Below are 23844 nucleotides of genomic sequence, written 5' to 3' on the forward strand. Positions count from 1 at the left end.
TTGTCGCGCGAAACGCAAGTCGCCGCAAGCGCCCCTGCCCCCTCTTTTTGGCCTTATATCCTGCGGGGTTTGGGGCAGCGCCCCAATCCATCGGATCAGTCCGAAGCAACCCCAAGGTGATCCGCAACCAGTGCGGCAACATCCCGGAACCCTATCAGACCAAGCGCAGGCCCCGGCATCCCGGCCACCAGCACCGGCACCCTTTCACGGGTATGATCCGTGCCCACCCAGGTCGGATCATTGCCATGATCCGCCGTCAGCACCATGATGTCGCCTGCGCCCAGCCGGTCAATCAGCTTGCCGATCTCGGCATCAAACCACTCCAGCTGCCGCGCGTAACCCGACACATCACGACGATGCCCAAACAGGCTGTCGAATTCAACAAAGTTTGCAAACGTCAGCGAACCGTCAACAGCCCCCTCAACCAGATCGCCAAGATGCCCCATCAAAGTGGCATCATCACCTTTGTGCAGCGCGTCGATGCCCTGCATGGAGAAGATATCACCAATCTTTCCAACGGCATAAACGCGCCGCCCCGCATCCTGCACCCAATTCATCAGTACTGGGCCGGGCGGCGTAATGGCAAAATCGCGCCGGTTCGCTGTGCGGCTGAAATCCCCCTCAACACCAACAAATGGCCGTGCGATCACCCGCCCGACCTTCATCTCATGCAACTTCGGGGCGACGGCTTCGCAAAGGTCCAAAAGCCGCTGCAAACCGAAACTCTCTTCATGCGCGGCGATCTGGAACACCGAATCCGCCGAGGTATAGCAAATCGGCCAACCGCTCTGCACGTGACGCTGCCCCAACTCCGAGATGATTGCAGTGCCGGAGGCATGGCAATCGCCGAGGATACCTTCCGTGCCCGCCGTTTCAGCCACAAAGGCGCTGAGTTCGGCAGGAAAGGCCGGGCGCGCAACCGGAAAATAATGCCAGTCCCAGGGCACCGGCAAACCTGCCAGCTCCCAATGGCCGGACGGTGTATCCTTGCCGCGCGAGACTTCTGTGGCTGCCCCCCATGCGCCCTGCGGCTCTGTCATACTGCCGTTGGCCCCGCCAGCCGCGCCGCCTGTCGCCAGCTTCATGGCGCGGGACATGCCCAGCCGCTCCAGATTGGGAATCATCAGCGGCCCACTGCGCCCCTCTTCTGCCTGACCTGCCGCACATGCCGCCATGATATGGCCCAGCGTATTGGCCCCGGTGTCAGGCACATCCCCATTGAAAAACTGATCCGCGTCCGGCGCACCGCCAATTCCAACGGAATCCATTACCACCAGAAATGCCCGTGCCATCAGCCGATCCTTTCGATGATCTGCTCTGGCACTTTGGGGCGCGATCCCGACAGCGTAATGGCCGCCAACACCGCCTCGGCTGCGCGATCCGCCTGATCAGAGCGCACCGCATGCACCACCGCCAGAACCTGACCGCGTTTCACCTGTGTGCCCAGTCGGGCCACATCGGACAGGCCCACCGCCGGGTTCACCCGGTCCTCCTGCTTCATCCGCCCGCCGCCCAGATCGACCACCGCCCAGCCCAGCGCCTCGCCATTAATCTTGGCCACATAGCCGTCATGTGGCGCAGAGACCTGCCGGATCACCGTGGCTTCGGGCAGGAAACGTTGCCAATTCTCGACAAAATTCACCGGCCCGCCCAATGCAGAAAGCATCCGCGCAAACCGTTCGGCCGCATAACCTTTGCGGATGGCGTGTACGACAGCATCCGCGCCTTCCTGCACATCCTGCGCCAGCCCCGCGTTGGCCAGCAAAACACCCCCCAAAGCGGCGGCAACATCGACAATCGGTCCACGCCCCGAACCGGTCAGAATGCGCATCACCTCAGCCACCTCAAGCGCATTGCCCAGACTGGGCACCAGCGGCTGGCTCATGTCACTGATCACTGCCGTGGTCCGGCATTTGGCGGCATTTGCGGTTTTGGTCAGCGCCTCTGCCAGCGCCTGCCCCTCGGCTACGGTTTTCATGAACGCGCCACTGCCGATCTTGACGTCCAGCACCAGACCATCCAGCCCTGCCGCCAGTTTCTTGCTGAGGATCGAGGCGGTGATCAGGTCCAGCGAATCCACCGTCGAGGAGACATCACGCACCGCATAAAGCCGCCGGTCCGCCGGGGCGATATCCGTCGTGGCACCAGCAATGGCACAGCCCACCTGCCCCACGACGGCCTTCAACTGGCTCTCGGTCAGCTGTGTCGTCACACCGGGAATGGCTTCAAGTTTGTCCAGCGTCCCGCCAGTATGGCCCAATCCGCGCCCCGAAATCATCGGTACATAGGCCCCGCAGGCCGCCAGCGCCGGTGCCAGCAGCAGGCTGACACAATCGCCAACACCACCGGTTGAATGTTTGTCCAGCACCGGTCCGTCCAGATCCCATGACAACACCCGCCCAGAATCGCGCATCGCAAGTGTCAGCGCCACACGCCCCACATCAGACAGCCCGTTCAGACAGACACCCATGGCAAAGGCACCGGCCTGCGCGTCACTTACCGCGCCATCGGCCAGCCCCTGCGCCATCCAGGCAAGCTCTGCCCGTGTGGGTGTCTGTTTGTGCCGCAGCTTTGCCAGAATGGCCCGCGCGTTCATCGGTTATCCTTCCAAAAAGCCGGCATCAAAGGCACCGGGCAAAAGTTCTGCCAATGTGGTGCGCTGCTCGACACCCTCGACTGTGGCCATGATCACCGGCACATCCCCCGCGCCGAACTCTGCCAGTTTCTGACGGCATCCGCCGCAGGGCGGCACCGGCGCGGCGCTGCCCGCAACAACGTAAACTTCAGCGATTTTCACATCTCCCGCCGCCACCATCGCGGCAATTGCACCTGCTTCAGCACAGGTCCCCTGAGGGTAAGCCGCGTTTTCGACATTACACCCCGCATAGATCGCACCCGAAGCCGCACGCAGCGCAGCCCCGACTTTGAATTTGGAATAAGGGGCATGGGCGCGTGAACGCACCGCAACCGCCTGTTGTCTTAAATCACTGCTCATATCAGCCCCCTTGGTCGGAGAACTATAGGGTCAGGCTGGCCAAGTTTCGAGGGGCAAAAACAGCTTCACTTCCCCTTCATCCTTTTTCCCAATACCCTGTGTGGAAATCAATGCCAGCAACCTGCCAAACGCTTGGGAGCATCCCAAAGGGCTTGCGGGCAATAAAAAGTAGTTTAATGCTAAACTATAACCCAAAGGGAGGCTTTCATTCATGTCCGACACGCCAAATCTGCGCCAAGCCGCATTGGATTATCATGCCTTTCCCAAACCCGGCAAGCTGGAGATACGTGCGACCAAGCCGCTGGCGAATGGCCGTGACCTTGCCCGCGCCTATTCACCCGGCGTCGCCGAGGCTTGTCTTGAGATCAAAAATGATCCCGCCACTGCCGCGCTTTATACCTCCCGCGCCAATCTGGTTGCGGTGGTCACCAATGGCACTGCGGTGTTGGGCCTTGGCAATATTGGGCCGCTGGCATCGAAACCGGTGATGGAGGGCAAGGCCGTCCTGTTCAAGAAATTTGCCAACATCGACTGTTTCGACATTGAGGTTGATCAATCTGACCCTGAAAAGCTGGCCGAAATTGTCTGCGCCCTTGAGCCCAGTTTTGGCGCAATCAACCTTGAGGATATCAAAGCCCCCGATTGTTTCACCGTTGAACGGATCTGTCGCGAGCGGATGAACATCCCCGTTTTCCATGACGACCAGCACGGCACCGCCATTGTTGTGGGGGCCGCTGTGACCAACGCCCTGCATGTGGCCGGCAAGAAATTCGAGGACATAAAGATCGTTTCCACCGGTGGCGGCGCCGCCGGCATCGCCTGCCTGAACATGTTGCTGAAACTGGGGGTTCGGCGCGAAAACATCTGGCTTTGCGACATTCACGGGCTGGTCCATGAGGGCCGCGAGATCGACATGAACCCGATCAAATCGGAGTTTGCACAAAAGACCGACTTGCGCAGCCTTGACGATGTGATCGAGGGCGCTGATCTGTTTCTCGGCCTGTCCGGCCCCGGCGTGTTGAGCCCGGACATGGTCGCAAAGATGACCAAACAACCCATCATCTTTGCCCTTGCAAACCCCACGCCGGAAATCCTGCCGGATCTTGCCCGCGCAGTTGCACCAGATGCAATCATCGCCACAGGTCGGTCGGATTTTCCCAATCAGGTCAATAACGTATTGTGTTTCCCTTTCATCTTTCGCGGGGCGCTGGACGTTGGGGCGACCACCATCAACGATGAAATGCAACTGGCCTGTATCGACGGCATCGCGGAATTGGCCCGCGCCACCACCAGCGCCGAAGCCGCCGCCGCCTATCAGGGCGAAGAGCTGACCTTTGGTCCTGATTACCTGATCCCCAAACCGTTTGATCCACGTCTGATCGGCGTGGTTTCTTCTGCCGTGGCGAAAGCTGCGATGGAGACCGGTGTGGCGGCCCGTCCGATTGAGGATCTGGAGGCCTACCGCCTGAAACTGGATGGTTCAGTGTTCAAATCCGCCCTGTTGATGCGGCCGGTTTTCGAGGCGGCCCGGTCCTCTCCGCGCAAGATCGTCTTTGCCGAGGGCGAGGACGAACGCGTATTGCGTGCCGCTCAGGCCATCATCGAGGAAACTGTGGAAACACCGATCCTTATCGGCCGCCCCGAGGTCATTCAGCGCCGCATTGAACAGGCGGGCCTCACCCTGCGGATCGGCGATAATATCGAACTGGTCAACCCGGAGAATGATCCGCGGTATCGCGATTATTGGGAAACATATCATGCGCTTATGTGTCGGCGCGGGGTCAGCCCGGACATCGCCAAAGCCATCATGCGTACCAATAGCACTGCCATTGGTGCAGTCATGGTTCACCGGAATGAGGCCGACAGTCTTATCTGCGGCACCTTTGGTGAATTCCGGTGGCATCTGAACTATGTGGAGCAAATTCTGGGCCGGAACGGATTGCGCCCGCATGGGGCCCTGTCAATGATGATCCTTGAGGACGGGCCGCTGTTCGTTGCGGATACACAGGTCCATTTGCACCCCAACCCCGAACAGATTGCCGAAATTGCCCGCGGTGCGGCCCGCCATGTGCGCCGCTTTGGGATCGAGCCGCGCATCGCCTTTTGTTCACAATCACAATTTGGCAATCAGGGCGAAGGCACCGGCGGGCGCCTGCGGGCTGCGCTCCGGCTGTTGGACGCTGAAAACGCTGATTTCTGTTACGAAGGCGAGATGAACATCGACACCGCACTTGACCCTGAGTTGCGCGAACGCCTGATGCCGGGCAACCGCATGCAGGGCGCGGCCAATGTGCTGGTCTTTGCCCATGCAGATGCCGCCTCAGGTGTGCGAAACATCCTGAAAATGAAGGGCGGCGGGCTGGAAGTTGGTCCGATTCTGATGGGGATGGGCAACAAGGCCCATATCGTTTCCCCGTCGATCACCGCACGCGGTTTGCTGAACGTGGGGGCCATCGCTGGCACCCCCGTTGCACATTACGGATAGATCAGAAGTTAAGCGTGAATGCCCGGCTGAGCCCAATACGCAGGCTCAGCTGGTCATCCGAGCCGAGCTGCGTGATCGGGCTGTCCGCCGCGTCATTCAGGAGTTTTTCATAACTCAGCAACCCTTCAACAGACCAGTAATTGTCAATCTGATAGGTCGCGCCGATTTCGATACCGGCGCCCAAGGCACCACCGCTGGCATCAAAGGCGTTAAAGCTTGATCCGGCAGCCTCGGCACCGGTTATACCGAAATAAGTGCCAGCATATTCGCTATCCCCCAGATTCAGACGCGGGCCCGCGGTCACGGTCCAGCGGTCAGTGGGGCGGAAAATCACATCAGCGCCCAAAGTGCCGGCAACACCCTCATGCCCACCGAAACCCTGACGCACTTCACCAAAAGCCCGCCAATGGGTTTGTTGATAGTTCAGCGCCAGACCAAGTTCGACTGCGGTATCAATATCGCTGAGCCCGGCCAATTCAGGGTGGTCAGCCGCATCGCGCGATCCGATGATCCGCAAGGCACCGCCAAGGGACACGCCATTGTCCGGCACGTTTCCGACGCCCGCACCAATATCGACATCGCCCCAGGTCAGATTGCCAAAGGTAAACTTTAGGTCCGCCGAGCCTTCATAGTCATCCGAACCGGGATAAGCCGATTGCCCCACGACACCGATACCCAGGCCAAAGTTCAATGAGCGTTCCTGCGCGGCCAGAGGCAGCGCCGTGGCAAGGCATGATGAAGCCGCCAAAACAAATGAAAGGGGCAAGCGCATGGGACGAATCTCCTGAAAAAGGGCTGCTCTATAGTGACAGTTAGCAGCTTATTAAATAGTTTCCAGCGAGTTGGATGCACGAAAGCGTGTAAATTACTCTACAATTCCATCAAAAATGATGAAAATTAACTTTCTCCAAGTCGTCGCCCGATGGCATGCGGGCTTGCTCCTCTGCTTGCCGCTGCCTAACAAAAGGAAACGGGGAGGGAAAGTTCATGGGATATCGCGAAACATACGACCGCTGGAAAGCAGATCCAGAGGCATATTGGATGGATCAGGCGGCAACGATTGACTGGATCACGCCGCCGACCAAGGCGCTGACCGATCATGGCGACAACCTCTATGAATGGTATGCCGATGGCATGGTGAACGGCTGTTACAACGCGGTTGACCGCCATGTGGAACAGGGTCGCGGCGACCAGCTGGCAATCATCCACGACAGCCCGATCACAGGTAAGATCGAAAAGATCACCTATTCACAGCTGAAAGAACGGGTCGAATACCTTGCCGGGGCATTGCTGGCGCGGGGCGTGGAAAAAGGCGACACCGTGGTCATCTACATGCCGATGATTCCCCAAGCCCTCGAGGCCATGCTGGCCTGCGCGCGACTGGGTGCCATCCATTCCGTGGTTTTTGGCGGCTTTGCTGCAAACGAACTGGCCGTGCGGATCAATGATTGTAAACCCAAGGCGATTATGGCGGCCTCCTGCGGGTTGGAGCCGGGCCGCGTTGTTGAATACAAACCCCTGCTCGACAGCGCCATCGAACAAGCGGATCACAAACCAGAACTCTGTCTGATCCTGCAACGCGAGGAACACCCCTGCGAATTGATAGAAGGGCGCGATCTGGATTGGTATGAGGCGCAAAAAGACTGCCTGCCCGCCGCCTGTTTCCCGGTTGAGGGCAATTTCCCCGCCTATATTCTTTATACGTCCGGGACCACCGGCGCTCCCAAAGGTGTTGTGCGCCCCACCGGCGGCCATCTGGTCGCGTTGAACTGGACGATGAAGAATATTTATAATGTCGATCCCGGTGACGTTTTCTGGGCCGCGTCAGACGTGGGTTGGGTCGTCGGCCACAGCTATATCTGCTATGCGCCGCTAATCCACGGCAACACCACCGTGGTGTTTGAGGGCAAGCCCATCGGCACACCCGATGCGGGCACCTTCTGGCGCATCATCGAAGAACATAACGTGCGCAGTTTCTTTACCGCCCCTACCGCCATCCGCGCCGTGAAGCGCGAAGACCCAACCGGCGAATTTATCAAGAAATACGACCTGTCCGGGCTGCGCGCTCTTTATCTGGCGGGCGAACGGGCCGATCCAGACACCATCGAATGGGCGCAGGAGAAGCTAGACAAACCAGTCTTTGACCATTGGTGGCAGACCGAAACCGGCTATACCATTGCGGGCAACCCGGCGGGGCTTGAGGCGCTGCCGGTCAAGGTCGGCTCTCCCACGGTGCCGATGCCCGGCTATGATGTGCATATCCTCGACGAGGCAGGGCATCCGCAGAAACCCGGCGAACTTGGCGCGATTGCGATCAAACTTCCGCTACCACCCGGCACCTTGCCAACCCTCTGGGGGGCCACCGACCGTTTCATCAAATCCTACCTCACCACCTTCCCCGGCTATTACGAAACCGGCGATGCGGGGATGATGGACGAAGACGGCTATCTCTATATCATGGCCCGTACCGATGATGTGATCAACGTTGCCGGTCACCGCCTGTCCACCGGTGCCATGGAAGAAGTGCTCGCCGGTCACCCAGACGTTGCCGAATGTGCCGTTGTTGGCGTCAGTGACCAGCTAAAGGGACAATCCCCTGTCGGATTCCTTTGCCTGTCCAAAGGTGTGGATCGCCCACATGCAGAGATCGCCGCCGAATGTGTCAAACGGATCCGCGACCAGATCGGCCCGGTGGCCGCCTTCAAGACTGCATTGGTGGTGGACCGCCTGCCCAAAACCCGCTCTGGCAAGATCCTGCGCGCAACCATGGTGAAAATCGCCGACAGCCAGCCGTTCAAACTGCCCGCGACAATTGACGATCCCGCGATTTTGGACGAAATCAAAGCGGCACTGCAAGAAATAGGCTATGCCAAAGACTAGCCGCTGAAATAGGAAAACGCCCCGATGGCAGCCCCGACACCTGATGGATTTGCGATGACGGCGGCGTTGGCCGATTTGACCAGCTGGTTGATCCAGCAGGGGTTGGAAAACACCCCTGTTGAAGTCTGGCTGGACGAATGCTGCACCCGGTTGGTGGCGGCAGGGGTGCCTTTGCAGCGGGTGAACCTGACCGTGCGTGCGCATCACCCGGAAATCGGGACCATCGCCTTTCGCTGGCACCGCGAAGACGGCAACGAAAGGCTGGATTTTCAACGCACCAGCGAAGCCCCGGAAGATTTCCAGCGCAGCCCGTTGTACCAGCTTCTGATGACCCCGGTGACAGAGATCCGGCAACGGTTAAATGTGCCAAACCCCGAGTTAGAGTTTCCGATTTTTGACGACCTGCGGGCGCGCGGGGCCACGGATTATTACGCCACCAAACGCTTGTTTTTACGTCAGGATCAAATCGATCCAAACGTCACGACGCGGCCACCCGAGGGCATGATCATTTCCCTGACCTCCGATGCGCCGGACGGCTTTTCCGAGGCGCAATTGGACGGGGTGCGCGCGCTGCTTGCCCCGCTCTGTCTGACCCTGAAATGCGGTGCCAACCGCACCATGGCCGAGGACATCACTGCCGCCTATATGGGCCGTGATGCCAGCCGCCGTGTGCTATCGGGAGACATCACACGCGGCTCCTCTGATACGATCTCAGCAGTGATCCTGTACTTTGATCTAAAAGGTTTCACCAGGCTTTCAGAGACCCTGAAGGGCGAGGCAGTCATCGAATTGCTCAATGATTACTTCGCAGAAGCTGTTGATGTTGTTGAAAATAACGGTGGCAACGTGCTGAAGTTCATGGGCGACGGTATGCTGGCGATCTTTGATTTGAACGAAATCCCCGATGCCCGCCATGTCGCCGTGAAAGCCGCCGTTGAACTGCGCGAGGTCTTTGCCGCCACCAACGAACGCCGCGCGGCTGCCGGCCTCTATACCACCGGTTTCTCGCTCGCACTGCATGCGGGGGATGTCCTTTATGGCAATATCGGCGGCAAAACCCGTCTGGATTTCACCGTCATTGGCCCCGCCGTCAACGCCACTGCCCGTATTCTGGGCATGTCAGGTGCGGTGGATCAAAGCATTGTCATTTCCTCGCAGGTCGCCGCCGAGGTCCGCGCGACCCGCCCTGATCTGGTATCACTGGGCCAATACCGCCTGCGCGGTGTAACCGAACGGCTTGAACTCTTCACACTGGACTAGGTTTGCTTGGGACCCGGGCCTCAGGTGAACTGCTCTGAAATCAGCCGCTCCTCCAAACCATGGCCGGGATCAAACAGAATTTCATGTTTGATACTGGGATCAGAGGCAATCTCGACCGTTACAACATCGCGGTAACTATTGCCGTCCGCATCCGCCATCACCGGGCGTTTCTCCTGCTCCAGCACATCAAAGCGGACCTTTGCAGCTTTGGGCAACAGGGCGCCCCGCCAGCGCCGCGGTCGAAACGCCGCCATTGCGGTCAGCGCCAGAACATCCGAGCCAATGGGCAGGATCGGCCCATGTGCGGAATAGTTATAGGCCGTCGATCCCGCAGGTGTGGCCACCAGCGCCCCGTCACAAACCAGCTCCTGCATCCGCAACCGCCCGTCTATCGTAATCTGCAATTTTGCCGCCTGCGGCCCCGCCCGCAGTAGAGCCACCTCATTGATCGCCAGCGCCTCTGACGTGGTGCCGTCAACATGGGTGGCTTTCATGCTCAGCGGGTTCAGCACCTCGCGCTCTGCCGCCTGCAACCGTTCAATCAACCCGGTTTCGGCGTATTCATTCATCAAAAACCCAATGGTGCCCCGGTTCATCCCGTAAATCGGCGCGGATGCCCCCTGTGAATCATGCAGGGTTTGCAGCATGAAGCCATCCCCGCCCAGCGCCACAATCACCTCGGCCTCTTCCTGCGCGACATTGCCATACCGCCCGATCAAAGCAGCACGAGCGGTCTGGGCGACAATCGCCCGGCTGGCGGCAAATGCAATTTTCATAAGGTCAGGACCATCCTGTGCTAAGTTTCCGATGCGCCGCAATTTCTCTCAAACCAAACACATAATTCCTGAGAGGGCCAGCATGGTCGCACAATACTTCAGTTCAGACGTTTTCACGGCTTTCCGATCGGTCAGGTTTCCGATACGAAACCCCAACTTTCGCAAAGAGGACCTGCACCATGAAAGATTTCTTCACCGCAACGCTGGCTGATTCCGATCCAGATCTCAAGGCGTCCATCACCGGCGAACTGGGCCGCCAGCGCAACGAGATTGAATTGATCGCTTCTGAAAACATCGTCTCGGCTGCTGTGCTGGAAGCCCAAGGGTCCGTGATGACCAACAAATACGCCGAAGGCTATGCAGGTCGTCGCTATTACGGCGGCTGCGAATGGGTGGATGTTGCCGAGAACCTTGCAATTGAACGCGCAAGCAAGCTGTTCGGCTGTGAATTCATCAACGTACAGCCCAACTCGGGCTCCCAGGCCAACCAGGGTGTGTTTCAGGCACTGCTACAGCCCGGTGATACCATCCTCGGCATGTCACTAGACGCCGGTGGCCACCTGACACATGGTGCGAAACCCAACCAGTCCGGCAAATGGTTCAACGCCATTCAATACGGCGTGCGCAAACAGGACAACCTGCTGGACTATGATCAGGTGCAGGAACTTGCCACCGAACATCAGCCTAAAATGATCATCGCCGGTGGTTCCGCCATCCCGCGCCAGATCGACTTTGCCCGCATGCGCGAGATTGCTGATTCCGTCGGTGCATATCTGCATGTGGACATGGCCCATTTTGCCGGTCTTGTTGCCGCGGGTGAACACCCCTCCCCCTTCCCGCATGCCCATGTCGCAACCACAACCACACATAAAACCCTGCGCGGCCCACGCGGCGGCATGATCCTGACCAATGACGAGGCGCTGGCGAAAAAGTTCAACTCTGCCATCTTCCCCGGCATTCAGGGCGGTCCCCTGATGCATGTCATCGCGGCCAAGGCTGTCGCCTTTGGCGAGGCGCTGCGCCCGGAATTCAAAACCTATATCCAACAGGTTGTGAAAAACGCACAGACGCTCAGCGATCAACTGATCAAAGGCGGGCTGGACACCGTGACCCACGGCACCGACACCCATGTGGTGCTGGTCGATCTGCGCCCCAAAGGGGTCAAGGGCAATGCCACCGAAAAGGCTCTGGGCCGTGCGCATATCACCTGCAATAAAAACGGTGTGCCTTTTGATCCTGAAAAGCCAACCGTAACCTCGGGCATCCGCCTTGGCTCCCCCGCCGGCACAACCCGTGGCTTTGGCGAGGAGGAATTCCGCCAGATTGCCGATTGGATCATCGAGGTCGTCGACGGTCTGGCCGCCAATGGCGAAGAGGGCAACGCCGAAGTAGAGGCCAAGGTGAAAGCCGAAGTCGAAGCCCTCTGCGCCCGCTTCCCGATGTACCCGAACCTATAAGCCGCCGCCCGGGCGTCATGCCCGCCCGACACCAACACCAAGGCCCCGCCATTTCTGTGCGGGGCCTTTCCTATGTGGACCACTGTCAAGTGGAACGGTCGATGCTGCGACAGCTCAATCCGCCCTCAAATGGCAGGATGAACGAAGAAATCTTTGACACGCTAGACGATGCCCGCCGCAAACTGGCGCTCTGGCGATACGACTACAACAATGTCAGACCGCATTCTTCGCCGGGAAACCAAACACCCGCTGAAGCGCGCCGAGCGCTTGAGCAATTTGAGGGCTCCGCGCACGCTGCGCTTGCCCAAACTGACGACCAAGACTATGAAATCGAAACCCGCAGACTCTCGTTATTAATGAGGGAGCTTCGGGGGGCAGGTCATAGGTCAACCATCTATCTTCCCTTTTTACCAATCTAGACCAAGTCGTGCGTCTTTTGACTGTTCAATATTTGTTTTGGATGGAAAATTATCATGTAGAGATTGATGCGCAATCTCTAAGAAAGCTGATTCAGAGCCTGCTTGCATGCTTCAGAAGATCGATGTTTCGGAGTCGACATACGTTCCCCAAACTTCACTCCATTAAACCGCTCTTAACTCTGTGGCGATCCAAACGCGGTCATTGGATCGGTTAGTAACGAACGTTGCTTTATCCGCACAGCCGACATTGAGGTTTCAAGAACGCTAATCCATCCTGACTAAAATCATCGGATGACTGCTTCGAGGCGATAAGCACCGATGCTGCGGACGGATCCGATGTCCGCTAACGCTCTACCGTCAGCGTTGCCCAGTAGTCAGGGATCAATGCAATTGTTGCAGTTAACGCCTGATCATCGGATGTGATTTGTTCGCGACGTGCGCCGAGGGTCACTTTCACCCCCGATACCAGATCGAAGGAGAGCCTACAGCTTGTACCTTGCCTGTGGGTTTCGGTCTTGTCGGGGCTGTAGAAGCACGTCACCCGCCCAGGACCGAGTACTGTATCGGCATAGCGTGCAGTCAGTTCTGGTTCGTCGCGATCAGATGGGCCAGGTGTCGCATCCGCTCGTAACACAAATTGCATCTCAGGTGCGTCACGGCACCAGATGCTGCCTGCCTGATCCGGCCGGGTCTCCCGACACCAGCGGTCGATCTTCTTTTGTGTGAGACAGGAATCATTGCCTAAGCGGCACTCATGCTCAGTGGCAGAAATACTGATAGTGCGAAAGATGATCAGATCGCCACGTTCGTGAAGGAGCACTTCGTCCGGTTTGGTGAAAATGGAAACGGGATTAGTAAAGCTCGTCGAACACCCGAAGAGTCCAGCTTGGATGCCCGGCGCACAGTTATCAAACACGTGCAGGCGAGGGGTAGCCGGAAAAGTCACCTGATGCCCGGCCAGTGTGCCTTTGAAGTCAGCGCGGGTGATTGCTTCGGTGCGCGTTTCACGGTCCTCAGCGAGTTGGCGCTTTGCAATTTCACGCTTCGCAACGGGCCAGAGGGTTAGCGACGTGATCAGACAAAGGATCGCCAACCCAGTTGTCCAGCCGATCCAGCTTGCTCGCTCTTGGCTTACCCACATCGCAACCGAAGCGCCAGCCATGCCGAACGCCGCGCCGATGGCCACAAATAGAACCAACATAATGGGTCCCAGTGCAAAAACCGCGAAATACAGAACCGACCCGATGCCTTGAATTGGCGCATTGAGTGGTCCCAGCAGAAACGCTAGAGGTAATCCACCTAAAACAAGGCCCCAGATCAAGGCTTTTCGGGGACGCCGGACAAAGCGAAATGACAATGCGAAACCGATAAAAAAACCGATGAAAATAAATAGGCCCATTACATCCCTATAGCCGTTGCGCTGAAACGCTAACAAGGCTCAACTTGGCAGTCACCGTGTTTAGTTGCGCGTTTCAGAAAACCGTAAAGCTGCCGTTGGAACGAACGCAGCGAATGGCCGGTCCGACGGGCCGCAGCGCAGCAAAGACATTGGCCGCTAGATGGCAGCTTTGGGTCGTTCTTGCTGGAGCAACGTGCGTCATCGGGTGAGCATGTGGCGACCGATCTAACAGCGGAAGAGAGTCCGAATATACGAATACTGCGCAGTGAACCGATGGCTGCTTATGCCCCAAACGATGTAACACAATATTTGCATGAAATCCCGGCGGAGATTTTAACTGATACAGTTTAAAGGCCGTTTGGGGCTAGCAGGACCTTACCTGAACGGTTGCCTCGCATGGCATGGGATAGGGCTTCATGAATGTCCTCAATAGGATAAACGCGCTCAACTGGAGAATGGATTTGCCCTGTAGCAATCAGCGTTGTGAGTTCTCCGAAAACACGGCCAATGTCTTCAGGTGAAGTCGTCTGCAGCCACTGCGTCAGCCAAAAGCCTCGCATCGTGATATCTTTAAAGACGACAGTTTGATCCGGCACACATGTGTTTTGACCCGACAAGTTTCCAAACAGAACAATTGTGCCAGATTCCTGTAAGCAGTCAGTCAGCCTGCTAAAGGTTTCACCAGCCACAGCATCAATGGCCAATACAGGCGCTTTATCAAGGCCTTCGGCAACCTGTCGCGCTAAGTCAGGACCATCCATGAATACGGCGTCGGCACCAGCGGCCTGCAGAGCTTCAATTGCACTTTTGCGACGCACCACAGAGGCGACCTTTAAGCCTCGTGCCTTAGCAAGTTGTGTTACCAGCTGTCCCACCGCCGACGTCGCAGCAGATTGAATAATCCAGTCGCCTTCCACCAGATCCACAAATTCTGTCAGCAGCAAATAAGCGGTTGCAGGATTGACAATCAGCATCGCCAACTGGTCAAGATCGGCATCCGGAAGCGGCACAAGCCCGGCGCTCGGAACTGTCTTTTCGGTGGCCCATGCACCAGGTGGGTTCGGTACAATTACGCGCGTCCCTATATCAAGCCCTGAGCCGTGCACCTCCATCACCTCACCAACCCCTTCCAAACCTATCTGCGCGGGCAAAGCGGGTTGCGAACCGTAGTTTCCAGCTATTTGTATGATGTCGGACGGATTGATCGGTGCACGCAAGATTTTGATGCGTGTTTCGCCGAGTTCAAGCGGCCGAGGATCCAAATCAATCAATTCAACGACCTGATCCGCTTTGCCATGTGTTCTGTAAATTGCTTGTTTCATTGTCTTGGTTCCTTTGGGGGACGTGGAAGCCGATGAGTCGCGATTAATGAACTAAATTCATTATCCGCAACTAAGTAGCCCCCCTTGCGTTGTCAACCGTAATGAATACTATTCATTTATGGAAATTCAGAAACCCACCCGTGCGAAGCGGACACGCGACCCAGACAGCAAACGCACCGCCATCTACGAAGCGGCAGTTCAGCTGTTTACAGACCAAGGCTATGAAAATGTCTCAATTGCTAAGATCGCCAAGGAAGCGGGCATTGCGGTGGGCACTGTGTACCGATTTCATGACACTAAGCTGACGTTGCTTCGGGCGATGTTGGAAGGCGTCGAAGACGCATTTGTCACACGAATGGCGTCTGATTGGGCGTTTGAGGGCACATATGCAGAGCGCATTGAGGGAATGTGCCATGGTATTTTCGAGGTCGCCGAGGACAATCTCAACCTTTTGAAGTTACTGAATATGACGACTGATGTTATGTTTACAGACGGCTCGCTGCCGGGGGACCGAATCCAAAACCAGATCCGCATTATGTATACCGAAGCCATGAATGTTGGGGCCAGCCATCAAGGGGATGCCCGCATGATGGCCGCGATCGCTCACGGTATGGTAGAAGGCGCTATCGTACGATGGATGCGCTTGGGCGCGCCTAAGGATATTGATGCGGCCTCGCAACTAGCCCTGGTTTTCAAGGACGGGTTTATGACAAAGGAGGCATCGCAGCTGACCTAACTCTGAAAGGCGATTTGAACTGCACCGGGTTTGCCGGAGGCTCCAACTCATGAGTAGGATGGAGCATCATGACAAAGACAACGAACAAGTATTCACCAGAAGTGCGCGAGCGTGCTGTGCGGATGGTTTTGGATGGCGTAGGGCAGCAAAGAGATTGGCCGTTAGATGGCAGCTTTGGGCCGTCACCTGCTGAACCAGTCAGATCTACCGATCTAATGCTGCGCTTTTTACAATGGCCGCTTCGAGCCCGACCCGGCCATTGTAATTTTGTGCTGCGTGCGCTCGCAGCGTGAAAAATGCGGCATGAGCGAAAAAATTCGTGCTGCCGCGCAGCGGATCAACCGGCCATTTGTGGGTGTTGCAGCATACATCAGGCGTCGAACTCACAGTCTGCGGGACAAAGCCGGCTTCGGAGTTTGGGGCCTTTGCTGACGCAGCATTTGCTCGCATTTGCAGTACTTGCGTTTTACCGTTCGGCGCGGATCACCAATCCCGTCATTCGCTAGCGCAGTAGAGGCATTTCCTGCTATCGCTGTCTCGCCGCGTCGAAATCAGGCAAAAATCGCGGGATGAAATACGTTCATCGTGTGTTAGGTGGCGACCTGCTTGTGCAGACCAATCTTCTCGTGACGTTACGCGCGTCGCGTGCAATGCTAACAAGCTATGGGCATGAAGAACCGCATAAACGCCGAGCACTACATTTGGGGCGATGCTTGTGAAGGCTGGCGACTACTGGACGACAACGACCTGGCGATTATTGAAGAGCGGATGCCGCCGGGCACTGCAGAAGTCAGGCATAAACATCGACAAGCGAACCAGGTCTTCTACGTTTTGTCCGGCACGCTCACTCTGGAAGTCAATGGGGTTGTAGAGCACCTATCGGCATTCGACAGCATGAATGTACGCCCTGAATTGCCTCACCAAGCGCGCAACGAAGGGGAAGAGGACGCGCGTTTCCTCGTCATCTCCGCGCCAACCACACGAGGTGATCGAACCCCCTCGTAATCGATAAACAGTAGCTGTTAGTAAAGGGAATAGGTATTTAATTTGGAGGCCCCTTGATGATTACCGAGATTGTGACTTTTAAACTGCCCAAAGGCATCTCCCGCGCTGAAGTCATGGAAAAATATCGAACAACTGCGCCCGCCTGGTCAAAAAACACAGATCTAATCCGTAAAAACTACTTCTTTGATGAAGCCGAGTCACTCGGTGGTGGCGTTTATGTCTGGACGAGCCCAGAAGCCGCCGAAAAGTGGCATGGCGAAGACTACAAGCAAAGAATACGGGAGATCTACGGCTCTGAGGTCACAATGACGCGCTTCGATACGCTTCTTGTGGTAGACAATGTATCTCGGGAGGTTTCTGAATTGGATGCCGACTAAGTGCCATTGATTTTACAAGCGTTATCTCGCAATTCGTGCTTGAAGCCAGGTTGGCTGGGTCCAAGAATGTCATCTCTACCAACCTAGCTATAGCGAGTTAAACCATGATTGAAGAGCTCCTGCCCTATTTCACCTATGTAGGTGCCTTGGCTATTGCAGCGGTGATTCCTGGCCCTGGCGTTGCCGCGGTTGTCGGTCGCGCCCTGAGTGCCGGTTCAGGGTCGTCTTTGCTGTTTATCCTCGGGCTTGCGTCTGGAGATGTGTTATTTCTAAGTATTGCTGTGTTAGGACTCTCGGCTCTGGCTGCTGCGGCATCCAGCATGTTCTTTCTCGTGAAAGTTCTTGGTGGTCTATACCTTCTGTATCTGGCGTCGAAATTCTGGACAGCCGAGGTCGAGCAGACACAATTGGTCCGTGTGCCTGAACAAAACCCGTGGATCGTCGTCGTTAGCGGTTTTGCGGTGACACTTGGTAACCCCAAAACTGTGGTTTTCTATCTTGCTCTTCTACCAAACGTGCTGGACCTGACAAAGGTAGGGTTGGTCGATTGGTTTGTGTTGAGCACACTCACCATGACCACACTAATGCTTGTGCTTGTACCCTATGCTGTTCTTGCGGGTCGTCTTCGTACAGTTTTGACGCGCCCAAAGGCACTCCGCACTCTTAATCGTGGCGCTGCTGTGATGATTGGGGGAGCGGGGGCACTCATACTTCGTGATGCGGCAAAATAATGTTGGTGGTTCAAAGCAGCCGCAGCAAGTGGATCTACATTCGACGTCTACCTTTTCGATGGCTCTTTCTGGCGGAGATTTAGCAGGCGTTGGGTTACTGGACGCGAGGAGGAATGTACAAGGAGATCAATGACGGCCATCTAATGATGAGGGATCAGATTGAGCTTGATCTAGCCGAGCTTAGCCTAAAAGCTGTTCTTTGATTCTGGAGCAAGTTGCTCGCCTCAAAAGGAATTTCAAAATGCCCGTATTGAGTTTCAACTATGCGACCCTGAAAGATACAGGTGCATTTCAAGACTACGTCACCAAGGCGGCAAGCCTGATGAAAGCAGCCAACGTCGAAGTGATCGTCCGTGCAAAATACGCGGATACCCTGCTTGGTAAAACCAAAGCGGAACATGTTTCTGCGGTGTTCAGATACGCTGATATGGAGGCTGCTAAAGGTTTCTATTCATCTGAAGAATATCTGAAGATCGTGCCGCTCCGGGACAGGGCATGCGAGATGAGCATCCATTTCTATGATGAGTGAATTAGGGTGCGAACCGCTTCATTGTTACGATTTCGATGGGTGGCAAACCCTCACGACCGGGAAACACGCCTGATCCAGTCCTGCGAAAGCCCCATTTCTCATAGAAGGAAGCGGCATTCAGTGTGGCGTCGATAACCACTGTCTGAGTGTTATCTCCTTGTGCGTCAGCCAGAGCCTTCTCCATCAGAACTTTTCCAACTCCCAAACCCACCGCATCAGAGCTGACGAACAGCCTTTTGACCTCACCCGGTTCACCATGGGAAAACCCCATGACCTTGCCACTTCTTTCCGCGAGCCAGAGCAGCCCATCTCGGCAGTCTTCGCGATAGTCTTCCGCAATTCTGCCATCCATCCACGTGCGCACAACCTCCTGCGAGTATGGTTCAGGACACAGTCGGGAAACGGACGATAGCACTACAGCGTAGACAGCTTCTGCGTCGCTCCCGGCTGACCGACGATATGTGACGGTGCCTTGAGATGGGTTTTGTTTCATCAGGGGTTTCTCTTTTGAGGGCATCTGTTTGTTTTCAGGATGTTCATCTAAATCTCATTTGCCTGCCACCAAGCACCCATCACCTAGTCAAGCCGAACCCTCAGGTCCGCCAACTCGATTTCCTGCCCGGAACTGTCAGTGATTATCACCTTGACGGGTTCCTCCGCACTCTTTGGAACAAACTCTACAGTGGGTGCCTGATCATCGCCGTCATCCCACCATTGCTTCATTGCAAGAAACACAACCCCGAGCTGTCGTCCGCGTTCTGTCAGCCGATATGCCTGCCGCGCGCGCGCTCCGTCCTCACGATATTCGAATCGTTCCAGCAGCCCTGCTTCGACAAGTTTGGACAGCCGTGAGGTTAAAATAGAGCGAGGGACACCGATGTCGGCCTGCATATCTGCAAAGCGCATAACCCCATAAAACGCCTCTCGCAGGATCAAGAGTGACCAGCGATCTCCAAGGATTTCCGAAGCTTTTGCCATGCCACAACGATCAAGGGGAACCGGAGCACGGGCACGAATTGGATGGGGTCTCTCATCTGGGTTTGACATTTAGACTCAGGCCTGTAATTGATAACTGAGTTCAAAAAATAGACTCAGGAAATTGTGATGTCCAATCTTAATGCGAATAAACCCTCCATGATTCAGGATGATCCGCTGGATGATTTCACCTCGCGCCAGCTGACTTTGCTGGATCAGACCAAGACAGTATATGTTTCAGGGTTCGGCCCTGCGGTGGTCGTGATGCATGAGATGCCTGGCATTTCACCCCAAGTCGCGCGGTTTGCCCGCTGGGTCAGAGACGCAGGCTTTACGGTTTACATGCCATCCCTCTTTGGTCGTGACGGAGCGGTCCCACAGCCGGAAGAAGGTGGGCAGATATTCCAGCGCGTATGTGTGTCGCGTGAGTTTCGCGTGATGGCGGGCGGCGGGACAAGCCCGGTTGTTGCATGGCTCAGAGCTTTGGCAACGCAGGCCCATCAGGAATGCGGCGGGCCGGGGGTCGGTGCCGTTGGAATGTGCTTCACAGGAAACTTTGCGATATCCATGATGATTGAACCAGCCATGATTGCAGCGGTAGCCTGCCAGCCGTCGCTACCACTGGACAATCCATCTGCGATCGAAATGTCTGATGAAGATGCCAAGGCCGTGTCCGAACGACTGGTGCATGACAACCTCACGGTGAAAGCCTATCGGTTCGATGGAGACAAATATTGCATGGCTTCAAGGTTTGAGACCTATGAAAAGAAGCTCGGCGCGCGTTTTAATGCCCGGGTTCTGCCGGACAGCGCCGCGAACCCTGAAACCTCCCCCTTCTTTGCTCAGTTTATTCAATCACCACATAGCGTTGTAACCCAACACCTTATCGACCGGGATGGAGAGGCAACACTGGCAGCCCGGGATGAGATAATCGAATACCTGCAAATCGCTCTAATAGAATCTTGATGGAAGCAAAATTATTGAACTTACCAGTCGCGAACGCGCCGATGGATCGCTTCCTGTCAAGAATTGCGTGGTCGGAGTTAGAAGCTAGGGAGGGCCAGATACGAAACGGCTGAGGATGGTATGGTTATTGATCTCTGACTTAGACAATGCGCGCTTCCAAACTACCATTTGCCATTATCCAGAGACGATACTGCACTGCCTCGCGAATTTTTAAGCTTCCGCAGAAAACTAGACGATACGGGCGTACTCAGCATGAAGTAGAGAGGCCGGGTGAGAGCCCGTAATCAGATTTCGCCGATTGTCGGAACATGATGCCAGAATCTGGTATGAGGTCGCTGATTTCGACGGGCACAATGCAGCATTTCTATTCGCCCGACGCGGCTAAGCAGCAACGGCACACGGCAGACTTGACAGAAACCAATTGTTTCAAATCAAGTGGCTGAGATCCTGAACACGGCTTCAATCTCAACCATCGCATTTCCCGGAAGACTCGAGCTGCCGACTGCGAAGCGCACATGTTCAGCAACTTCAGAGCCAAAGACTTCCACCATGAAGTCCGATGCCCCATTTACGACTTTGGGGTGATCTGCAAACTCTGGAACTGCATTGACGAAAGCGCCTAGTTTCAGGAGCTTTTCGACCCGATCAAGATCACCAAGCGCTGCTTTAGCTCGGGCGAGAAGGCCAATTGCACAATGCCTTGCCGCCTCAACTCCTTGCTCAATCGTTGCGGATTGACCTAGCTTTCCGCGTTGAATGTTCCCGGCCACATCAACCGAGATTTGACCGGAAATATAGAGATAGTCTCCATCTATCAGGTAGGGTGCAAAATTACCGAGTGGACGTGGGGGCTCAGGAATCTCGATGCCAAGTTCACTCAACCTATTCTCTACTTGGCTCATTTCGTTTCTTCTCTCAATAAAGTAGTTCAACTCTTGGTCTGATAGCTTGAATAGTGACTGCTGGAAACCGTCTTAAACGGAACCTTGAATTACATCTGCAAATGGCACCAAAGTCAGCTGCCCTTGATTTCGTGGTCTAAGAATCATTGCGCACCGCATGAATGACCGGAATTGCTGTTGCGCCGCGATACGAGAGTTTGGTCGGCCGCAGAAAAATCCACTCTGGGAGCGCATGCAGTACGATAATCGAATTCACAGGTCGGGCTCTTCGCGGCCTAATGCGTTTGCAGAGAAACAGGGTCGCAACAACTTCGCACATCGGCCACTCAACTGGATGCTATGCTCTCGTTGTCAGCGCGGTGCTGATGTCTGGGTTTGGAGGAAGGATTGGAGGGTATATTGCGCCAGGAGTCCAACTACCCGCAGTCACCCCAAAACAGAGAGCATGGAACAAGGGACGGATCATCAGTCAGAAACGTCCGCTGCCTCCCAAACAAGTATGGGCCATAGACAGATGTCGGTTTTCAATATGTCCGTTCTTGATCGTCCTGACCCGTAGTCCCAAACGTTCAGTCAACGCACAAACCGAAAGGTTTGGTCAAAGTCACCGCCATTGGACCACGAAAACAAGCAGGGGTCCGTGTTGCGCAAGAATGGGTTGATATCAATCAGACGCATGTTTGGTTCTACGGCGACATCAACAATGGCATCATCCACCGGAAGCGAACCAGCGATGGATGTGACAAAGTCCGCGATGCGGCCGGCCAAAAGGTCCGCCTGTGACGCGATTTCGGGGTATTTGACCGTGCAATTATATTGGCTGATGCCAATGATCTTGCGGTCTTTTACAAACACCCGAAACTCGGCGTAATTAGGGATGTCATGCCATTCCCGCAGATACATTATGCACGCGAAATCGTTGCGCAGAGCGCTGCGTAAAATAGAATGCACCCGTGCATTGGGCGACAAAACGCAGTCAAGAAAAGTCTCGAATGAAGAAACCGGTTTTACTGGCTCGCGAGGGCGCTTGAAACTCAACAGGCCGAGCCTTGGCAGAACTTGCCCAAAATCCCCAAGTGCAATTTCAACCGTGTCGCGCAACTCTTCTGAAATGAAATCCTCTGCGGGTGGCTTGCGCTCCCTCTGGACTGGTCTGGTGAACGCCAGCAGCACGTTCGCCTGCAGTTCGCTCAGTTCAATCTGCTCGACCCTGAATGACACATCATGCAACGGCTGTGGCCATTGCTCCATACTGCACGCGAGGAACGGCCACCTGTGCCCCATCAGAGCGTTTTGACCCGTTCCTGAATTTCTGCATCCAGGTCAAAGAGGCCATCCAGAAAGGCGTCAAAGCTCTTGGCTACAAAAGCAAGCGGCACTTCCATACCTTGGTCCACGATGTCTTCTGCGCCATGTAGGATGAGATGATACACCCAGCCATGCGTTTCGCCGGGCCGGAAATCCATGACCAAAGTCCCTAGTGATGAAGCTCCAATTTCAAAGTGTCCTTCCGTGAGGTAATCGGCGCGCCGCCAATTGGAATCAAAGAAATTGAGGCCTTTGGCCGTCTCATCCAAAAGATACGTATACCGAAAGCGATCTCGTGGATCGGTAATCATATGATCATCAAGATCGAGGCCTAATTCGATCACCTTGAGATCAAGCGGGTTATAGCGATACCTGTATCCCCGTGGCGTGACTTCTATCGCATGATACTGACGATACCACTTTGCCAGCTCTTCTGGCATCGCATAGCCATATTTCTTTTCGACGGCCTCAATTTGTGCATCTGTGGCGGGCGGGCGGAAAAATGGGCTGTCTTCTTCAATTGGAGCAACAGTTATGCCCGCATTTGAACCTTTGATTTGGGTGCTCATCTCAAAACTCCTGTGCAACGTCTTTTGGCATATCGTGGAACAGATTTCCGCCATCATGTGGGACCAGATTTTGATGATCCGTGGTGTTCATCAGATACATGCTTGTCCCATCATCGCCGTGGTGCCAACTATAGTCACGAGGGGTGCTCACCCGACCGGATGCCCCATTGGCAAGCGCTTCATCAAGGGTGCGGTCCCCGGTCACCTTGATATCTACGACATTTGGATGCCCTGAGTGTAGATATTGCGCCATGTCAGGGTGTTCCATATCCGGATAGCCTTCTTTGAAGTGGTATGTCGATGTTGTGCCATCTGGATTGTCCACTTCATATTTGCCGTGACCAGGATTGTCCGGATCTTCCCATCTCCCTTTCTTCGGAACGCGAGACCCGCATTTCGTATTGCACCTTGCGCATAATCTACGCTTGAGCTCTCCGCCCGCCTCCTGCGCTTGCCGACGCAACTCTTTGACATGGGTCGCAGCTGCGCGCCTTGAGTCGATCATGCGCCGGGTCAGTGCGCTGCTTCGTGTGACCAGGCTGGCGATCCGGCGACCACGCCGCCATTGACGCAGCCCCATTTGCAGGCCGCGCACGGGCTTTCCGACCAAATCGCCAGCGTAGGGCACCGCAGAAACGCCGTCGAAAAAGGCACCAAAATAGTCACCTCGCGCATAACTGATCGACGCATTCAAAAAATCCGCTGTTGGGCTGGGATCGAGAATGCCGCCTGCCCCAATCAAGGCCTATGATG

23 protein-coding genes and 1 pseudogene are annotated in these 23844 nt (G+C 55.7%); 11 read left to right on the forward strand and 13 right to left on the reverse strand.

The window, feature by feature from the left end; all coding sequences use genetic code 11:
* Window positions 1–95 precede the first annotated feature (95 nt).
* The 3 genes from QQL78_RS11855 to QQL78_RS11865 are packed head-to-tail and all read right to left on the reverse strand — an operon-like array spanning window position 96 to window position 2995.
* Window positions 96–1292: a phosphopentomutase gene (locus QQL78_RS11855; protein WP_284373663.1), complete on the reverse strand. Its 1197-nt coding sequence runs from the start codon at window positions 1290–1292 to the stop codon at window positions 96–98.
* Complete coding sequence (locus tag QQL78_RS11860) at window positions 1292–2596, reverse strand: thymidine phosphorylase (protein ID WP_284373665.1); 1305 nt, start codon at window positions 2594–2596, stop codon at window positions 1292–1294. Before QQL78_RS11860 ends, QQL78_RS11855 begins: the two co-directional genes overlap by 1 nt.
* Before the next feature lie 3 nt (window positions 2597–2599).
* Window positions 2600–2995 carry a cytidine deaminase gene (locus tag QQL78_RS11865; RefSeq protein WP_284373667.1) on the reverse strand — a complete coding sequence of 132 codons (396 nt, stop codon included), beginning with the start codon at window positions 2993–2995 and terminating at the stop codon, window positions 2600–2602.
* Window positions 2996–3206: 211 nt separating this feature from the next.
* Between QQL78_RS11865 and QQL78_RS11870 the strand changes: the two genes are divergently transcribed.
* Window positions 3207–5480: an NADP-dependent malic enzyme gene (locus QQL78_RS11870; protein WP_284373669.1), complete on the forward strand. Its 2274-nt coding sequence runs from the start codon at window positions 3207–3209 to the stop codon at window positions 5478–5480.
* Between the two features lies 1 nt (window position 5481).
* Here QQL78_RS11870 and QQL78_RS11875 read toward each other — a convergent pair whose 3' ends face one another.
* Window positions 5482–6252: a MipA/OmpV family protein gene (locus tag QQL78_RS11875; RefSeq protein WP_284373671.1), complete on the reverse strand. Its 771-nt coding sequence runs from the start codon at window positions 6250–6252 to the stop codon at window positions 5482–5484.
* Between the two features lie 215 nt (window positions 6253–6467).
* Between QQL78_RS11875 and QQL78_RS11880 the strand changes: the two genes are divergently transcribed.
* Window positions 6468–8360, forward strand: a complete 1893-nt coding sequence (locus tag QQL78_RS11880) for a propionyl-CoA synthetase (protein WP_284373673.1) — start codon at window positions 6468–6470, stop codon at window positions 8358–8360.
* Between the two features lie 24 nt (window positions 8361–8384).
* Complete coding sequence (locus tag QQL78_RS11885) at window positions 8385–9620, forward strand: adenylate/guanylate cyclase domain-containing protein (RefSeq protein ID WP_284373675.1); 1236 nt, start codon at window positions 8385–8387, stop codon at window positions 9618–9620.
* Between the two features lie 20 nt (window positions 9621–9640).
* Here the strand turns inward: QQL78_RS11885 and QQL78_RS11890 are convergent, their stop codons facing one another.
* Window positions 9641–10396 carry an NAD kinase gene (locus QQL78_RS11890; protein WP_284373677.1) on the reverse strand — a complete coding sequence of 252 codons (756 nt, stop codon included), beginning with the start codon at window positions 10394–10396 and terminating at the stop codon, window positions 9641–9643.
* Between the two features lie 179 nt (window positions 10397–10575).
* On the opposite strand from QQL78_RS11890, the gene glyA reads away from it, so the two are divergent.
* Together glyA and QQL78_RS11900 are read left to right on the forward strand one after the other, a co-directional pair.
* Window positions 10576–11853 carry a serine hydroxymethyltransferase gene (gene glyA / locus QQL78_RS11895; protein ID WP_284373679.1) on the forward strand — a complete coding sequence of 426 codons (1278 nt, stop codon included), beginning with the start codon at window positions 10576–10578 and terminating at the stop codon, window positions 11851–11853.
* A 137-nt stretch (window positions 11854–11990) separates the two neighbouring features.
* Window positions 11991–12206: pseudogene (locus QQL78_RS11900) on the forward strand (integrase core domain-containing protein); the annotation flags it as partial.
* A 409-nt stretch (window positions 12207–12615) separates the two neighbouring features.
* Here QQL78_RS11900 and QQL78_RS11905 read toward each other — a convergent pair.
* Window positions 12616–13671: a UbiA prenyltransferase family protein gene (locus QQL78_RS11905; RefSeq protein WP_284373681.1), complete on the reverse strand. Its 1056-nt coding sequence runs from the start codon at window positions 13669–13671 to the stop codon at window positions 12616–12618.
* A gap of 347 nt (window positions 13672–14018) precedes the next feature.
* Window positions 14019–14993 (reverse strand): zinc-dependent alcohol dehydrogenase family protein, encoded by a 975-nt coding sequence (locus QQL78_RS11910; RefSeq protein WP_284373682.1) that lies wholly within the window; start codon window positions 14991–14993, stop codon window positions 14019–14021.
* A gap of 118 nt (window positions 14994–15111) precedes the next feature.
* Between QQL78_RS11910 and QQL78_RS11915 the strand changes: the two genes are divergently transcribed.
* The 5 genes from QQL78_RS11915 (at window position 15112) to QQL78_RS11935 (ending at window position 18371) form a co-directional block, all read left to right on the forward strand.
* Entirely contained in the window at window positions 15112–15729 is a 618-nt protein-coding gene (locus tag QQL78_RS11915) for a TetR/AcrR family transcriptional regulator (protein WP_284373684.1), read from the forward strand.
* A 663-nt stretch (window positions 15730–16392) separates the two neighbouring features.
* Entirely contained in the window at window positions 16393–16734 is a 342-nt protein-coding gene (locus tag QQL78_RS11920; RefSeq protein WP_284373686.1) for a cupin domain-containing protein, read from the forward strand.
* 56 nt (window positions 16735–16790) lie between these two features.
* Window positions 16791–17111 carry a hypothetical protein gene (locus tag QQL78_RS11925; RefSeq protein WP_284373688.1) on the forward strand — a complete coding sequence of 107 codons (321 nt, stop codon included), beginning with the start codon at window positions 16791–16793 and terminating at the stop codon, window positions 17109–17111.
* 104 nt (window positions 17112–17215) lie between these two features.
* Window positions 17216–17842, forward strand: a complete 627-nt coding sequence (locus QQL78_RS11930; RefSeq protein WP_284373690.1) for a LysE family translocator — start codon at window positions 17216–17218, stop codon at window positions 17840–17842.
* Between the two features lie 241 nt (window positions 17843–18083).
* A complete protein-coding gene (locus QQL78_RS11935; RefSeq protein ID WP_284373692.1) occupies window positions 18084–18371 on the forward strand; it encodes a DUF1330 domain-containing protein in 288 nt (95 codons plus the stop codon).
* Between the two features lies 1 nt (window position 18372).
* Here the strand turns inward: QQL78_RS11935 and QQL78_RS11940 are convergent, their stop codons facing one another.
* Together QQL78_RS11940 and QQL78_RS11945 are read right to left on the reverse strand one after the other, a co-directional pair.
* On the reverse strand, window positions 18373–18864 hold the full coding sequence (locus tag QQL78_RS11940; RefSeq protein WP_284373694.1) for a GNAT family N-acetyltransferase: 492 nt from the start codon (window positions 18862–18864) through the stop codon (window positions 18373–18375).
* Between the two features lie 83 nt (window positions 18865–18947).
* Window positions 18948–19349: a winged helix-turn-helix transcriptional regulator gene (locus tag QQL78_RS11945; protein WP_284373696.1), complete on the reverse strand. Its 402-nt coding sequence runs from the start codon at window positions 19347–19349 to the stop codon at window positions 18948–18950.
* A 126-nt stretch (window positions 19350–19475) separates the two neighbouring features.
* Here QQL78_RS11945 and QQL78_RS11950 point away from each other — a divergent pair, with 126 nt between their 5' ends.
* The gene (locus QQL78_RS11950) at window positions 19476–20312 is read left to right on the forward strand and encodes a dienelactone hydrolase family protein (RefSeq protein WP_284373698.1); all 837 of its coding nucleotides are present in this window, start codon (window positions 19476–19478) and stop codon (window positions 20310–20312) included.
* A gap of 431 nt (window positions 20313–20743) precedes the next feature.
* On the opposite strand, the gene QQL78_RS11955 is transcribed toward QQL78_RS11950, so the two are convergent.
* From QQL78_RS11955 to QQL78_RS11975, 4 genes are all read right to left on the reverse strand, one after another.
* Window positions 20744–21214, reverse strand: a complete 471-nt coding sequence (locus QQL78_RS11955) for a RidA family protein (RefSeq protein WP_284373700.1) — start codon at window positions 21212–21214, stop codon at window positions 20744–20746.
* Window positions 21215–21787: 573 nt separating this feature from the next.
* Window positions 21788–22465 (reverse strand): cell division cycle protein 123 family protein, encoded by a 678-nt coding sequence (locus QQL78_RS11965; protein WP_284373702.1) that lies wholly within the window; start codon window positions 22463–22465, stop codon window positions 21788–21790.
* 32 nt (window positions 22466–22497) lie between these two features.
* The gene (locus QQL78_RS11970) at window positions 22498–23091 is read right to left on the reverse strand and encodes an SMI1/KNR4 family protein (protein WP_284373704.1); all 594 of its coding nucleotides are present in this window, start codon (window positions 23089–23091) and stop codon (window positions 22498–22500) included.
* Between the two features lies 1 nt (window position 23092).
* Entirely contained in the window at window positions 23093–23833 is a 741-nt protein-coding gene (locus QQL78_RS11975) for an HNH endonuclease (protein WP_284373706.1), read from the reverse strand.
* Between the last annotated feature and the right edge of the window lie 11 nt (window positions 23834–23844).

The sequence above is a fragment of the Sulfitobacter pacificus genome (assembly GCF_030159975.1).
Taxonomy (GTDB): domain Bacteria; phylum Pseudomonadota; class Alphaproteobacteria; order Rhodobacterales; family Rhodobacteraceae; genus Sulfitobacter; species Sulfitobacter pacificus.